At 69.0% G+C, this 14,918-nt stretch carries 15 protein-coding genes; 10 read left to right on the top strand and 5 right to left on the bottom strand.

Going from position 1 to position 14,918, the window contains the following annotated elements; translation table 11 throughout:
* The first annotated feature begins 29 nt into the window (after positions 1-29).
* Positions 30-659: a PAQR family membrane homeostasis protein TrhA gene (gene trhA / locus AGI3411_RS24775; protein ID WP_129529972.1), complete on the top strand. Its 630-nt coding sequence runs from the start codon at positions 30-32 to the stop codon at positions 657-659.
* 33 nt (positions 660-692) lie between these two features.
* Here trhA and AGI3411_RS24770 read toward each other — a convergent pair whose 3' ends face one another.
* On the bottom strand, positions 693-1,166 hold the full coding sequence (locus tag AGI3411_RS24770; RefSeq protein ID WP_129529971.1) for an Lrp/AsnC family transcriptional regulator: 474 nt from the start codon (positions 1,164-1,166) through the stop codon (positions 693-695).
* Between the two features lie 137 nt (positions 1,167-1,303).
* On the opposite strand from AGI3411_RS24770, the gene kynU reads away from it, so the two are divergent.
* Both kynU and AGI3411_RS24760 read left to right on the top strand, forming a co-directional pair.
* A complete protein-coding gene (gene kynU, locus AGI3411_RS24765) occupies positions 1,304-2,554 on the top strand; it encodes a kynureninase (RefSeq protein ID WP_129529970.1) in 1,251 nt (416 codons plus the stop codon).
* A 76-nt stretch (positions 2,555-2,630) separates the two neighbouring features.
* A complete protein-coding gene (locus tag AGI3411_RS24760; RefSeq protein ID WP_129529969.1) occupies positions 2,631-4,037 on the top strand; it encodes an amino acid permease in 1,407 nt (468 codons plus the stop codon).
* Between the two features lie 10 nt (positions 4,038-4,047).
* Here AGI3411_RS24760 and AGI3411_RS24755 read toward each other — a convergent pair whose 3' ends face one another.
* The 4 genes from AGI3411_RS24755 to AGI3411_RS24740 form a co-directional block, all read right to left on the bottom strand.
* A complete protein-coding gene (locus AGI3411_RS24755; RefSeq protein ID WP_129529968.1) occupies positions 4,048-4,461 on the bottom strand; it encodes a VOC family protein in 414 nt (137 codons plus the stop codon).
* Between the two features lie 67 nt (positions 4,462-4,528).
* Positions 4,529-5,221 carry a helix-turn-helix transcriptional regulator gene (locus AGI3411_RS24750; RefSeq protein WP_129529967.1) on the bottom strand — a complete coding sequence of 231 codons (693 nt, stop codon included), beginning with the start codon at positions 5,219-5,221 and terminating at the stop codon, positions 4,529-4,531.
* Between the two features lie 83 nt (positions 5,222-5,304).
* Positions 5,305-6,165, bottom strand: a complete 861-nt coding sequence (locus AGI3411_RS24745; protein WP_129529966.1) for a hypothetical protein — start codon at positions 6,163-6,165, stop codon at positions 5,305-5,307.
* A 142-nt stretch (positions 6,166-6,307) separates the two neighbouring features.
* On the bottom strand, positions 6,308-6,775 hold the full coding sequence (locus AGI3411_RS24740; protein ID WP_129529965.1) for a CopD family protein: 468 nt from the start codon (positions 6,773-6,775) through the stop codon (positions 6,308-6,310).
* Between the two features lie 158 nt (positions 6,776-6,933).
* On the opposite strand from AGI3411_RS24740, the gene AGI3411_RS24735 reads away from it, so the two are divergent.
* From AGI3411_RS24735 to AGI3411_RS24705, 7 genes are all read left to right on the top strand, one after another.
* Entirely contained in the window at positions 6,934-7,443 is a 510-nt protein-coding gene (locus AGI3411_RS24735) for a sigma-70 family RNA polymerase sigma factor (protein WP_129529964.1), read from the top strand.
* Positions 7,422-8,435, top strand: a complete 1,014-nt coding sequence (locus AGI3411_RS24730; RefSeq protein WP_129529963.1) for a FecR domain-containing protein — start codon at positions 7,422-7,424, stop codon at positions 8,433-8,435. The genes AGI3411_RS24735 and AGI3411_RS24730 overlap by 22 nt, the downstream gene beginning before the upstream one ends.
* A gap of 186 nt (positions 8,436-8,621) precedes the next feature.
* Positions 8,622-11,156 carry a TonB-dependent receptor gene (locus AGI3411_RS24725; RefSeq protein WP_425265375.1) on the top strand — a complete coding sequence of 845 codons (2,535 nt, stop codon included), beginning with the start codon at positions 8,622-8,624 and terminating at the stop codon, positions 11,154-11,156.
* A gap of 63 nt (positions 11,157-11,219) precedes the next feature.
* Positions 11,220-12,266 carry a hemin-degrading factor gene (locus tag AGI3411_RS24720; RefSeq protein WP_129529961.1) on the top strand — a complete coding sequence of 349 codons (1,047 nt, stop codon included), beginning with the start codon at positions 11,220-11,222 and terminating at the stop codon, positions 12,264-12,266.
* A gap of 10 nt (positions 12,267-12,276) precedes the next feature.
* Positions 12,277-13,110: a heme/hemin ABC transporter substrate-binding protein gene (locus tag AGI3411_RS24715; RefSeq protein WP_129529960.1), complete on the top strand. Its 834-nt coding sequence runs from the start codon at positions 12,277-12,279 to the stop codon at positions 13,108-13,110.
* 22 nt (positions 13,111-13,132) lie between these two features.
* Positions 13,133-14,107 carry a FecCD family ABC transporter permease gene (locus AGI3411_RS24710; RefSeq protein ID WP_244240448.1) on the top strand — a complete coding sequence of 325 codons (975 nt, stop codon included), beginning with the start codon at positions 13,133-13,135 and terminating at the stop codon, positions 14,105-14,107.
* Positions 14,104-14,892, top strand: coding sequence for a heme ABC transporter ATP-binding protein (locus AGI3411_RS24705; protein WP_165359264.1), 789 nt, complete (start codon positions 14,104-14,106; stop codon positions 14,890-14,892). Before AGI3411_RS24710 ends, AGI3411_RS24705 begins: the two co-directional genes overlap by 4 nt.
* The last annotated feature ends 26 nt before the right edge of the window (positions 14,893-14,918 follow it).

The raw sequence follows: 14,918 nt of genomic DNA, 5'->3' as shown, positions 1-14,918 counted from the left end.
CGGCGCATGGCCGGCGGGCGGAGGGGCGCATGTACAAAGGCGAACGACTCAACGGCGCGACGCATCTGGCCGGTCTGGCGCTGGCGGTGACCGCGTCGGGCGCCCTGATCTCGCGGGCGGCCGAGTTGAACGTGGACACGCGGCAGGCCGTCGGCTGCGCCGTGTTCGCCGCGTCGATGATCGCCGTGTATGCCTCGTCGGTCCTGTTCCATTGCTCGCGCGGCCGCCGCAAGGAATTCTGGGCGAAGGCCGACCATTGCGCGATCTACCTGCTGATCGCCGGCACCTACACGCCGCTGGCGTTCGGGCCGGTGGAGCACGGCTGGGGCGCGGCCATGGGCGTGGCCATCTGGGCGCTGGCCGCGGCAGGCATCGGGCGCGAGCTGTGTTGGGCGCGCGGCGCGGCGCCCGCTTTGCCGCTCTACCTGGCGATGGGCTGGCTGGGCGTCATGTTCGCCGCGCCGATCGCCGGCGCCCTGTCGTCGGCGGGGCTGACCTGGCTGCTGGCGGGCGCTGCGGTCTATACCGCGGGCACGCTGTTCTATGTGAACGGCAAGCGCTGGCGGCACGCGCACGGCATCTGGCATCTGTTCGTCATGGGCGGCACGGCCTGCCATTTCGTGACCGTGTTCGGCTTCCTGCGGATGGGCGCGGGTTAGGGCGGGTGTCGGCCCGTCCCGGGCGTGCCGGCCCTAGCGCCAACTGGCCAGCGGCAGCATGCCGCCGCGGCTTTTCACTTTGCGCATGACGATATGCGAGCACAGATCGCGCACGCCGGGGATCTTGCTGAGCTTGTCTTCCACGAAATTCGAGAACGCCGCCAGGTTGCGCGTGCGCACCGCCAGGATGTAGTTGGAGGCGCCCGTCACGATGCTGGCCTCGGTGATTTCATCGTGCAGCGCGATGCCGGCCAGGAATTCCTCGTGCCATCCGGGGCGCGACTGGTCGAGCGACACATGGACGATGGCTTCCAGTTCGAAGCCCAGCTTTTCGGCGTCCAGCACGGCGCGGTAGCCTCGGATCAGCCCGGCGTCCTCCAGCGCGCGCACGCGCCTCAGGCAGGCCGAAGGCGATAGTGACACCTGTTCCGCCAGGTCCTGGTTGCTCAGGTGGCCGTTCTCTTGCAGGCGGTAGAGAATCCGCTGGTCTATGGCGTCGATCTGCATGGCGCAATCAAATTCCAAAAAAAACTGTTCTGTGCAACCCAATGCGGAAACCTAGGGTAATCCGCGCCCGGATTTGCAATATATCAGCCCGCTCGCGCTGATAGTATTTATCAAGAAAATTGCCCGATGGAGCTGCAATGAATACCCGCGACGACTGCGTGAACGCCGACCGCCAAGACCCCCTGGCGCCTCTCAAAGACCGGTTCGACCTGCCGCCGGGCGTGCTGTACATGGACGGCAATTCGCTGGGCGTGCTGCCCAAGGCCGCCGCCGCGCGAGCCGCCGCCGTCATCGGCCAGGAGTGGGGCACGGGCCTCATCCGCAGCTGGAACACCGCCGGCTGGTTCGAACTGCCGGCGCGCCTGGGCGACAAGCTGGGCAGCCTGCTGGGCGCGCGCGAGGGCGAGCTGGTCATTACCGACACCACCTCGCTGAATATCTTCAAGGCGCTGGCCGCCGCGCTGCGCATCCAGCAGCAGAAGCAGCCCGCGCGCCGCGTCATCCTGTCCGAGCGCGACAACTTCCCCACCGATCTCTACATGATCCAGGGCATGATCGACCTGCTGCAGCAGGGCTACGAAATGCGCCTGATCGACGACGCGCTGCCGCTGGAAGACGCGCTGGACGATTCGGTGGCGGTGATGCTGCTGTCGCACGTGAACTACCGCAGCGGCCAGATGCACGACATGGCCGCCGTCACCGCGCTGGCGCACGAGCGCGGCGCGCTGGCCATCTGGGACCTGGCGCACGCCGCGGGCGCAGTGCCGGTGGACCTGAACGGCGCCGACGCCGATTTCGCCGTGGGCTGCACCTATAAGTACCTGAACGGCGGCCCCGGTTCGCCGGCCTTCATCTGGGTGGCGCCGCGCCATACCCAGGATTTCTGGCAGCCGCTGTCCGGCTGGTGGGGCCATACGCGGCCTTTCGACATGGCCGTGGCCTACGAGCCCGCGGGCGGCATCCGGCGCTACCTGTGCGGCACCCAGCCCATCGTGTCGCTGTCGCTGGTGGAGTGCGGCCTGGACGTGGCCCACGCCGCCGACATGGCCGAGGTGCGCAAGAAGTCGCTGGCGCTGGGAGACTTGTTCATCGCGCTGGTCGAGCAGCGATGCGCGGGCCATCCCCTGACGCTGGTGACGCCGCGCAACCACGGCGAGCGCGGCAGCCACGTCAGTTTCCGCCACCCGAATGGCTTCGAGGTGATGCAGGCGCTGATCGCGCGCGGCGTCATCGGCGACTACCGCGAACCCGAGGTGCTGCGCTTCGGCCTGACGCCGCTGTATTTCGGCTATGCCGATGTGTGGGACGCCGTCGACATCCTGAAGGGCGTGCTGGACAGCCGCGCCTGGGACAAGCCAGAGTTCAGGCACCGCGCCGCCGTGACCTGAAAAGGCGCCGGCAGTCACTCGCGCGGGCCGGGCTGGCCCTACATCCATGAAGAGAGCGCAGTACGAGGAGGAGACAATGGGGCAACAACAGGGATTCGGCAGGATCGCCGAACGCGAACAGGGGCTCAAGCGGCGCTTGACCTCCGGGCAGATGAGCATGATCGCCATCGGGGGGGCCATCGGCACGGGCCTCTTCCTGGGCAGCAAGTTCGCCATCGGCTTCGCGGGGCCTAGCGTGATCATCAGCTACGCGATCGGCGGCCTGATCACGCTGCTGCTCATGGGCTGCCTGGCGGAGATGACGGTGGCGCATTCCACGTCGGGCTCGTTCGGCGCCTACGCCGAGCACTACATCGGCCCGCTGGCAGGTTTTCTGGTGCGCTACGCGTACTGGTCCTGCGTGGTGCTGGCGGTGGGCACCGAAGTCACCGCCGTGGCCGAATACATGAAGCTCTGGTTCTCGGACGTGCCTGGCTGGCAATGGGTGTGCCTATTTTCGGGCGCGCTGATCTTCATCAACGCAATGAGCGTGAAGGCGTTCGGCACCGTGGAATACTGGTTCTCGACGGTCAAGGTCAGCGCCATCGTGGCCTTCATCATCCTGGGTGCCTACGTGGTCTGGGGCAACCCCCAGTACGGCGCCGTGCAATACACCGCGCACGGCGGGTTCTTCCCGAATGGCGTGTGGGGCATGTGGATCGCCGTGGTGATCTCGATTTTCAGCTACCTGAGCGTAGAGATGATCGCGGTGGCGGCGGGCGAGGCCGAGGATCCGGAGCGGGCGGTGAAGCAGGCGTTCCGGGCCACCATCGTCCGCCTGGTGGTGTTCTACCTGCTGACGCTGGCGCTGATCCTGGCCATCGTGCCCTGGGACGAGGCCGGCAAGGGCGGCAGCCCCTTCGTGAAGGTGATGCAGGCGCTGGGAATTCCGGGCGCGGCGGACGTCATCAATTTCATCGTGCTGGTGGCCGCGCTGTCGGCGATGAACAGCCAGCTGTACATCACGACGCGCATGATGTTCAGCCTGTCGCGCGCCGGCCACGCGCCGTCCGCGCTGGGGCGCCTCACGCGTAGCGGCACGCCGCTGAACGCGTTGCTGCTGTCCACCAGCGGGATCGGTATCGCGGCCGTGCTGAACGTGTTGTATCCCGAGACCGCCTTCACGCTGATGATGGCTATCTCGATGTTCGGCGCGCTGTTCACGTGGATGATGATCTTCGTGACGCACTACTTCTTCCGGCGCCGCTGGGCGCGCGAGGGCGGCGCGGCGCTGTCGTTTCGCATGCCCGGTTTCCCGGTGCTGACGCTGCTGGGCGCGGGCGCCATGCTGGCTATCCTGGCCACCACCTACTTCACCAGCGTCTTCAGGATGACCCTGGTGTTCGGCGTGCCCTTTCTGGTGATCCTGGCGGCCGCCTACGGGCTGCTGGTGCGCGAGCGCGGCGAACCGGCAGGCCGGGCCGCGCGCCAGCAGCGTACCTGAGCTGCCGGCTTCAGGTGCTGGCGAGGCTTGCGGCTTGCGGCTCGGCGGCCGCTTCCTGTTGCGCCGGCGCGAAGACGCGCAGCCGGTGGCCGTCTGGATCCAGGGCCACGAAGGTGCGGCCGAAATCCATGTCGGTGGGCGGCTGGAGGATGGGCAGGCCGCGCAGGCTCCAATCTACGTGGCGGCGGTTCAGCGCTTCCGCGTCGGCGACGGTGAACGCCAGTTCGGATGCGCCGCCGCGGCCGGCGGCCGCGGGCTCCACGGTGTGGCGCGACCACAGGCCGAGCATCAGCCCCGAATCCAGCGCGAACAGCGCGAAGGTCGGCGAGCTTTCGACGGGCGGACGCTGCAGCAGCGCGCTGTAGAACGCGGCGCTGGCCGGCGGCTTGTCTACGTAGAGGATGACGAAATTGGTGTCTGACATGATGCGCTCCAGGGAGGTTGACGCGCTCATCTTAGACAGGGGTGCTGTCAGTTTTTGGCAGTAGCCTTCAGCCCGATTCCGCGGGCGTGTGATCGATCGCGCGCCAGTCCTTGAGCAGCGCGTGCCGGCGCCTCGGATAGCGCGGGCCGGCCACCAGCGAAGCGATGCGGTCGGTGCGGAAATGGCGGAAGTCCTGGCGCAATTCGCACCAGGCCATCACGATGCGCACGCTGTCGAAAAAACCCAGCGCGAAAGGCCAGATCACGCGGGTGGAATCGGCGCCCTTGTCGTCCCGGTAGGTGATGTCGATTTTCTGCTCGTTGCGGATGGCTTGGCGGATGAGCGACAGGTCCACCCGGTCCACCACCGTGACCGCGCTGGGGCCGACCAGCAGGGGGATGGCGTCCAGCCCGTCGCGCAGTTCCGCGGGCAGCACGGCGCCGATCTTGGCCAGCGCGTGGCGCGCGGCCTGTCCGAGCCTGGGGTCGGAGCGGTTCGCCACCCAGCGGGTGCCCAGCACCAGGGCTTCGATCTCTTCGGTGCTGAACATCAGCGGCGGCAGCATGAAGCCGGGCCGCAGGACATAGCCCACGCCCGGCTCGCCGTCGATTTCGGCGCCCTGCGATTGCAGGGTGGCGATGTCGCGGTACAGCGTGCGGATGCTGATGCCCAGGTCGGCGGCCAGTTGGCGGCCGCTGACGGGGCGGCGATGGCAGCGCAGGGTCTGCAGCAGGCCGAGGAGCCTTTCGGTGCGGGACATGGCAGGAGGCGGGCAGACGGCAATTGCATAATGCTGCCACGAAATGGCAGCATGCGATACCGTTACGCCCCGCCTCCGGCGGATCAGCCGCCGATCTTCTTGCCGGTGGCCACGTCGAGCGCGGAACCGTCTTCCAGGCTGACGCGGTAGATCTCGCGCACCACGTTGCCGGCGAAGCCGATCTCGACGATGGACACGTCCTTGAACGTCGTGGCGATGCCCTCGGGCAGCACGGCGTTGAACTTGTCCGCTTCCTGCTTCATGGCGTCCTGCAGGCGCGCGTCGTACGGCGTCATGCTGTAGACCAGCGTGGTGTGCGGGTTGTGCGCGCGCACTTCCTTGCCGTCCTGCATGATGTTCACGCCGCTCACGCCCTGCGTGCGGACCAGGTCGTGGCCGGCGTCGCCCATCTTGGCGTAGACGGGGCCGGTCACGCGTGGCAGCGGGCCGTCGCGCAAGGGCGCCAGGGCGGCGGTGGCCACGGTGTTGTAGCGCATCATGTCCTCGAAGCCCTGGCCGCTCTTGACCACGCCCAGGTCCAGCCACCAGGGATGGCCCGCGCCCTTGGCGGCCTCGGTGGGATAGAAGCTCTTGAGCGTGATCTGCAGCGGGGCCGGCGGCTTGGGCAGCGCCTTCAGCATGCGGGCGGGCGTTGCTGGATCGGCGCTGTGGATGTGCACCACCGTGACGTGCGGCATGTTGGGCGTTTCGGCTTCGGTCTTCAGGCCCAGCTTGACCAGATCGGCCTTGAGCGCGCCGTTGACCTTGGCGTCCAGGACGGCGTTGACTTCCTTGGGCAGCCGGTACACCACGCCGTAGGTGGCCTTGTGCTCGCGGAACCCGGGCTGGTCCAGCGCGCTGTTGTCGATGGGCGCCGCGCCGTGCGCGGTGAACGAGGAGGCGAACAGGCCGAGGGCGGCCAGTTTGAAGATGCGCTTGATCATGGCGATTCCTTTTCTTGTGGAGGCCCGCGAGAGGCATCCGCAGTGTGTGGGCCGCGGATGTACGGCGTATTGCACCAAGCAAAAGAATCCCGATACCAGCCGCCTCATGTCCGATGGCTGGCCGGCGCCGGCTGATATCCGCCTACCCCAGAAAGACGATGGCGACGATGACGATGCCCAGCAGCAGGTTCACGCCCACCCAGCGGCGCACGCCGCCCATGGCCTGGCCGCCCGCGGGCCAGTCGGACGCCGCGACCGCCGCGTTCAGGCGCGGATAGAGAACGAAGCGGATGTAGGCGTAGATGGCCATCATGACGAGGCCGCCGGCGGCCATGGCGGTCCAGCTGCGCGGCATGAAGAACGCGCCGCCGGTCTGCGCCGCCTGGGCCGCCTCCTGACCGATCATCGCCGCGCCCGACAGCAGGATGAGCACGATGGCGGCCAGCACCGCGTTCAGGAACGGGCCCAGTACCGAGGCCATGAGCCGCAGGCGGACCGGCGGCTCCAGCTGCGCCACGGCCGGGCGCAGGAAACAGTGGGCGAACAGCATGCCTCCGACCCAGAGGATCACGGCCATGACATGGACGAACTTGAGCGCGCTGTAGAGCATGGGAACCCGCCTATTGAAATAGGGCCGCGCAGGGCACGGCCAAGCCTGTCCCCATCATATCGCCGTCATGCTTCGCGCGCCGGCTTGACCTGGATCATGGTTTTGCATTTAGAATGAGATTGATTTCTATTTGTACTAAAGAGTCCAGGGAGCCTTCCGTGCCGAATCCCGCGCTCGCCTCGAGCGATGCTGTCCATATTCTGTATCGCGCGCATCATGGGTGGCTGCATGGCTGGCTGCGCGCCAAGCTGGGGAACACCTTCGACGCGGCCGACCTGGCGCAGGATACGTTCGTGCGGGTGCTGCGGCACCGCCATGAGCTGGACGCGCTGCGCGAGCCGCGCGCCTACCTCACCACGATCGCCAAGCGCCTGCTCATGAACCACCACCGCCGCCGGTCGGTGGAGCAGGCCTATCTCGAGGCCCTGGCCCAGATGCCCGAGCCGCTGGCCCCGTCGGCGGAGCAGCGCCTGATCATCCTGGAAGCGCTGCAGGAAATCGACGAAATGCTGGCGGGCCTGTCGCTGCCCGCGCGCCAGGCGTTCCTGATGGCGCAGCTCGAAGGCCTGAGCCACGGCGAAATCGCGGCCCGGCTCAACGTATCGCTGCGGACCGTCCACCGCTACATCACCAAGGGATTCGAACAATGCATCATGGCGGCGATCTGAGCGCGCTGCCCGAGGCGGGCGGCGAGCTGCCGGTGGTGGAGCGCAGCGTGGCGCGCGAAGCCGCGCGCTGGCTGCTGCGCCTGAGTTCAGGGCGGGCCACAGAAGCCGATCAACGGGCCTGCGACCAATGGCGCGCGAGCAAGGCCGAGCACGAGCATGCGTGGCAGCGCGCGCAACGCGTGAACGAGCGGTTCAGCCTGATCCCCGCCGCGCTGGGCATGGCCACCCTGGACCGGCCGGCGCTCAAACACCGCCGCGCCGCGCTGAAAACGCTGGTGGCGCTGATGGTGGCCGGCCCGGCCGCCTGGGCCGCCTGGCGCTCGGATTCGCTGGCCTGGAGCGCCGACTACCGCAGCGCCGCGGGCGAGCAGCGCGACGTGGCGCTGGCCGACGGCTCCACGCTGCGCATGAATACGGACAGCGCCGTGGACGTGATGTTCAGCGCCACGTCGCGCCTGCTGCGGCTGCGTTCGGGCGAGATCGCCGTGCATGCCGTGGCGGATACCGCGGCGCATCCCCGGCCGTTCGTGGTGCGCACACGCCTGGGCGACATCGAGGCGCGGGCCTCGCGCTTCTGCGTGCGGCAGGACGGCGCGTCCTGCCGGGTCAGCGTGCAGCAGGGGCGGGTCCGGGTCAGCAGCGCGGCGCATCCGGGCGCCGCAGCCATCCTGTCGGAAGGAGAACAGGGCAGCCTGGCGGCCGCGGGCGTTTCGCCGCCGTCCCCCGCGGATCCGCATGCCAGCGACTGGATGCGCGGCGTGCTGTACGCCAGCCAGATGCGCCTGGATGCCTTCGCCGCGGAACTGGACCGCTACCGGCCGGGCATCCTGCGCTGCGATCCCGCCGTGGCGCATTTGCGGGTTTCGGGCGCTTTCCAGCTGCGCGACACGGACGCGGTGCTGGCCGCGTTGCCGGCGACCCTGCCGGTGCAGGTACGCTACCGCACGCCGTACTGGGTCACCATCGGGCCGCGCGCAGCGTCCGATGCTTGAAATGGAATTTTTTTTGGCAATGCTGTCTGGTCTGGAGCGCACGAGGGTCATGGTCTGTATAGGCAAACGAATGCCGACACCTTTTGGATCGAAAGGACGACCATGGCTTACCATCCCGCCGGCCGCGCAAGCGGCTCCCGATCAGCCCGAGGCGCGCAATGCCGGCTGACCCGACTTGCCGCCGCCATGCATGCGGCGCTGGCCCTGGCCGCCTTCGCCGGCGTCATGCTGCCGGCGTCCGGCGCATGGGCCCAGGCCTCGGCGCAGGCGCAGGCCCGCGGCTATCGCATACCCGCCGGGCCTCTGGCCGAGGCGCTGCCGCGCTTTGCCGACAGCGCGGGCGTGACGGTGCTGTTCGACGCCGCGCTGGTGGGGCAGCGCCGCACGGCCGGACTCGAAGGGAGCTATTCGGTGCGTGAGGGCTTTTCGCGCTTGCTGGCCGGCAGCGGCCTGAGCGTGCGGGAACGCGGCGCCGGCGTCTACGTTCTGGAGGCGCAGGCGCCGGACAACGCGACGCAACTGGCGCCGGTCAGGGTGGAAGGCGAGGGCGCGGCGGCCGCGCCCGCCTGGGAAACCAGCACCGACCGCAAGCGCCTGGACGATCTGCAGATCCGCAACTGGAGCGACCTGAGCAAGCGCGCCGAGCCGGGCGTGAACTTCAACCGGCAGAACAACAGCATCAATATTCGTGGCCTGGACCAGGACCGGGTGCTGACGCGCGTGGACGGCATCCGCCTGCCGTGGCTGGATGACGGCGCGCGCGGCGTGAAGGGCGGGCTGGAAGCGGTGGACTTCAACAGCCTGTCGCGGCTGGACATCGTGCGCGGCGCGGACGCCAGCGGCGGCGGTTCCGGTGCGATATCGGGCATCGCCGACCTGTACACGCTGGAACCGTCGGACCTGCTCGGCGGCGGACAGACCTTCGGCGCGCTCGTCAAGACGGACTACGATTCGGCCGACAGCAGTTGGGGCGCCAACGCGGCGCTGGCGGGCCAGATCCACAGCAATACGTTCTGGCTCGTGCAGGCGGGGCTGCGCAACGGCCACGCGCTCGACAACCGGGGCGACGTGGGCGGCTACGGCCCCAAGCGCAGCGAACCCAGCCCCGAGGACTACGACCAGCGCAGCTTCCTGCTGAAGCTGCAGCAGCGCGTCGAAGGCGGCCACCGGTTCGGCCTGACCGGCGAATACTTCAAGCGCAACGCCGACATCGACAGCATGTTCGAACAGGGCGCGGGCACCAGCTATCTTTACGGCGAAAACGGCACCCGCAAGGAAACGGAACGCGAGCGCGTGTCGTTCGACTATACCTACAAGGCGCCCGGCGAAGGCAGCCTTATCGATACGGCCTCCGCCGTCGTCTACTGGCAGCGCCTGCGGCTGGACAACTCGCTGGACGGCGTGCGCAGCGTGGATTCGCGGGCCTACGCCATCCCCGGCGATCCCTTCCGCTACGGCTTTCCTAGCGGCCCCTACGGCCGCAGCAACTCCATCCAGCAGACGCTGTTCGGCGTGAACGGCGAACTCACCAAGCGGCTAGCCGGGGCATCGGTGTCGCAGCTGTGGACAGTCGGCGGCGAGTGGTACGGCAACAAGACCGAGCAGAACTCCAGCGGCTACGACAATTGCCCGGCGATCCGCCCTGGGCTGCCGGCGCCGATGGGCCCGCGTTCCTGCGACATGCTGCACACCAACCAGGCCGACGTGCCGCAGTCCAAGGGCAGCCAGTGGGCCCTGTGGGTGCAGGACGAATTCAGCTTCGCCGACGGCCGCTACACGCTCATGCCGGCCCTGCGCTACGATCACTACGAACAGAAGCCGCAGTCTACGGCGGACTACGACAGCAACCCGAACGCGGGCGCGCTGCCGCCGTCCAACAGCGGCAGCCGCTTCTCCCCCAAGCTGCTTGCTACCTGGAAGGCCCGCGACGACCTGAGCTTCTACGCCCAGTACGCCTACGGTTTCAAGGCGCCCAGCCCGACGCAGCTCTACACCAACTACGGCGGGCCGGGCTCCTACCTGCGCGTGGGCAATCCCAACCTGAAGCCCGAGACCAGCAAGGGCTGGGAACTGGGCGCCAAAATGGGATCGGACGATCTCGGCGGCGCGCTATCGTTCTTCGACAATCGCTACCAGAATTTCATCGACGCCGAGGTGCCCCTGAATGCGAGTTCGCCGCAGTGGCAGCCGGGCTGGGACGGCCAATATCCTTGGGGCGTGACTGGCAGCGTGAACCGCGCCAAGGTGCGCATCTACGGCGCCGAGGCCAGCGCGCACTGGAAGTTTTCGCCCGGATGGCGCACCTGGGGCTCGCTGGCGTGGGCCGTGGGCAAGGACGAGGGCACGGGGCAGTACCTGAACTCAGTTGCGCCGCTGAAAGCGGTGCTGGGGGTGGGCTACGGCCGCGACGTGTGGGGCGTGGACGCAATGCTGACTGCCGCGCTGCAACGCAACAAGGTCGAGTACCCGGATGCCGAGGCCGACGCGCCCTACGCCGATTTCAAAGCGCCCGGCTACGGCGTGGTGGACCTGATGGGCTACTGGCGTCCCGCGGCCGTGAAGGGGCTGCAGGTGCAGGCGGGCGTTTTCAACCTGTTCGACAAGAAGTACTGGGAGGCCATCAATGTGCCGACCGCCGGCGCAACCGCGATTCCGCGTCCGGTCGATTGGTACACGGAACCGGGGCGCAGCGTCCGCGTCTCACTGACATACCAGTATTGATTCCGATCCGCCGCCGGCGGCCGGCGGCTTTCGCAACCCGTTTTATCGGCCGGAGGGCCCACTATGAGCAACACCGATTTCACGTCCCGCGCACAGGCGCTGCGCGCCCGCAACGAGGCCCTGGCCGCCTCGCAACCCGGGCTGCGCGCCCGCAACCTCGCCCAGGCCCTGGGCGTATCCGAGGCCGAATGGGTGGCCGCGGGCTGCGGCGGCGTGAAGGCCACCGCCCTGCACGGTACGCCGCAGGAGATCTTCCGCGAACTGGGCACGCTGGGTCCGGTCATGGCGCTGACGCGCAACGACTGGTGTGTGCACGAGCGCCATGGGGTGTACGAAGACATCCAGGCCGAGGGGCCGGTGGGCCTGGTGCTGGGGCCGGACATCGACCTGCGCGTGTTCTTCACCGCGTGGAAGTCGGCCTGGGCGGTCGAGCAGGACGGCCGGCACAGCCTGCAGTTCTTTGACGGCGCGGGCGTGGCGGTGCACAAGGTCTACCGCGTCGACGCGACCGACGCGGCAGCCTACGATGCGCTGATCGCGAAGTTTGCCGGCGAACCGCAGTGGCCCGAGACCGCGCCCTACGCGCCGGCCGCCGACGCGGACCGCGTCCAAGACAGCGCGCAATGGCGCGAGGCCTGGCTCGCAATGCAGGACACCCACGAGTTCTTTCCGCTGCTGCGCAAATTCAAGGTGTCGCGCCTGGCGGCGCTGGCGGCCGCGGGCGAGGACCTGGCGCAGCCGGTGCCCGCGGAATCCGTCGAGCGCATGCTGGAATCGGCGGCGCAGTCCGGCCTGTCGATCATGTGCTTCGTGGGCAATCGCGGCATGATCCAGATCCATACCGGCCCGGTAAAGCAGCTGCGCCGCACGGGGCCCTGGTACAACGTGCTGGATCCCAAGTTCAACCTGCACCTGGACACGGCCGCGATCGCGTCGGCCTGGGTGGTGAACAAGCCCACCTCGGACGGCTGGGTGACGTCGCTGGAGCTGTATTCCGCCACGGGCGAACTGATCGCCCAGTTCTTCGGCGAGCGCAAGCCGGGCAAGCCGGAACTGGCGCAGTGGCGCGAACTGATGGCCAGCCTGTGCAGCGTGCCGCTGGCCGCCTGAGGACGACGCAATGAAGACATGGTTGGCAGTGGCGATCGGATGGATGGCGGCGCTAGCCGCGCAGGCGGCGCCGCCCGAACGGGTGGTGACGCTGGGCGGCAGCGTGACCGAAATCGTCTATCAGCTGGGGCAGGGCGAACGCCTGGTCGGGGACGACCTCTCCAGCCTGTACCCCGAGGCCGCGACCCGGCTGCCCCGTGTCGGGTATTACCGCTCGGTGCCGGTGGAGGGCGTTCTGGCGCTGAAGCCCGATCTGGTGCTGGCGTCCGAACAGGCCGGCCCGCCCGACGCGCTCAAGCGCCTGGGCGAGGTCGGCGTGCGCGTGGTGACGGTGCCGGATTCGCCCTCGGTCGATTCGCTCAAGGCGCGCATCCGCAACATCGCGCAGGCGCTGGGCGTGGCGCCGGAAGGCGAGCGCATGGTGGAGCGGATCGCGCGCGAGCTCAAGCAGGTCGAAACGATTCCGGCGACGCATGCGCGCGCCATTCTGCTGATCAACCGCACCGGCACTTTGCAGGGCGCGGGGCGCGGCACGGCCGCCAACGAAGTGATGGCGATGGCGGGCCTGGTCAACGTGCTGCAGGATCAGCAAGGCTACAAGCCGGTTTCCGCCGAGGCGGTCAGCGCGCTGGCGCCGGACCTGATCGTGGTGACCAAAACCTCGCTCGACGCTACCGGCGGGGCCGCGAAGCTGCTGGCCATGCCCGGCATCGCGTCCACGCCCGCGGCGGTCGGCCGGCGCGTGATCGTCATGGACGACCTGCTGCTCCTGGGGATGGGGCCGCGGCTGCCGCTGGCGCTGACCGAACTCAAGCAGGAGGCCGCCGGTGCGATGGCGCGCTAGCGCCGGGCGCGTGAAGCCGCCGCTGGCCCTGTTGCTGCTGGGTGTGGCGGTCGTCGCGGTGGCGCTGGCCGCCAGCAGCAGCGGCGCGGTCCGGATTCCGCTGCGCGAGCTGCCCTCGCTGCTGTGGGGAACCCCGGCCCCCGGCAGCGAGCTCTGGCGCAACGTGCTGATCGATATCCGCCTGCCGCGCGTGCTGTTCGCGCTGGTCGCCGGCGCCGCGCTGGCGGTTTCCGGCGCGTCCATGCAGGCGCTGTTCCGCAATCCGCTGGCCGAGCCGGGCCTGATCGGCATTTCGGCCGGCGGCGCGCTGGGGGCGGTCGGGGCCATCGTCCTGACCTCGGGCGGCTTCCTGATCCTGGCGCCCGCGGCGTTCGCGGGCAGCCTGCTTGCCACCTTCTGTGCCTATGCCCTCGGCCGGCGGGTGCCCGGCGTGGCGGGGCTGCTGCTGGCCGGCATCGCGATCAACGCGGTGGCCGGCGCCATCATCGGGCTGTTCACCTTCGTCGCCAACGATGCCCAGCTGCGCGACCTGACGTTCTGGAGCATGGGCAGCCTGGCGGGCGCGAACTGGACGCTGCTGGCGTTCCTGGGGCCGTGGGTGCTGCTGATGTCGCTGTGGCTCATGGGCCAGTGGCGCGTCATGAACGCCTTGCTGCTGGGCGAGCGCGAGGCCCAGCACCTGGGCTACGCGCTCAAGCGCGTGCGGGCCAGGCTGGTGCTGGCGTGCGCCCTGATCGTCGGCCCGCTGGTGGCCGCCACCGGCGGAATCGCGTTCGTGGGCCTGGTGGTGCCGCACCTCGTGCGCATGACGCTCGGCGCCAATCACCGCTGGCTGCTGCCCGCCTGCGTGCTGGGCGGAGCGCTGGCCCTGGCGCTGGCGGACTGGCTGTCGCGGGTCGCGGTCGTGCCGGCCGAACTGCCGATCGGGCTGGTCACCAGCCTGGTGGGTGGCCCCTTTTTCCTGTGGCTGCTGGCGCGCGGCCGGAGGCACGGATGATGCTGGCGGCCGAGAACCTGACATTGGCGCGCGGCGGCAACCGCATCCTGGACCAGGTGTCGCTGGCGTTGCGGCCCGGCGAGGTGGTGGGCCTGCTGGGCGCCAACGGCGCGGGCAAGTCCACGCTGCTGGGCGCGCTGTCCTCCGAATTGGCGCCCGACGCCGGCCGTGTGCGGCTGGGCGAGGCCGATCTGACGCGGCTGCCGCATCGCCAGCAGGCCCGCCGGCGCGCTGTGCTGCCGCAAAAACCCGGGCTGACCTTCGACCTGGATGTGAGCGAAGTGGTGGCGATGGGCGCCTACCCGTTCCCGGAACTGTCACCGGCCGGCGTGGACGCGCTGGTGGGCCAGGCGCTGGAGCGGGCCGACGTGGCGCATTTGCGGGCGCGCCGCTATCCCGAACTGTCGGGCGGCGAACAGCAGCGCGTGCAGTTCGCGCGTGTGCTGGTGCAGTGCAGCGCGGGGCGCACCCCGGGCGAACCGCGCTACCTGCTGCTGGACGAGCCCACCGCCAGCCTGGATCCGAAGCACCAGGGCGATCTGCTGCGAACGGCGGCGGAACTGGCGCACGCGGGCGATACCGGCGTACTGGTGATCCTGCACGACATGAATCTGGCCGCCCGCTGGTGCGACCGTTTGCTGCTGCTGTGCGCGGGTCGGGCCATCGCCGCGGGCACGCCAGCGGAGGTGCTGACGCCGGGCAATCTGTATCTGGCCTACGGGATCGACGCCCAGGTCATCGCGCATCCGCTGCAGGCGGGACGCCTGCTGGTGGTCATGGCGTGACGCAACGCGCGGCGCCGGTAAAATGG

Source organism: Achromobacter agilis, assembly GCF_900496965.1.
Classification (GTDB): Bacteria; Pseudomonadota; Gammaproteobacteria; order Burkholderiales; family Burkholderiaceae_B; genus Achromobacter; species Achromobacter agilis.
The sequence above is the reverse complement of the archived record's forward strand: the minus strand, read 5'-3'. Positions and strand labels throughout refer to the sequence as shown.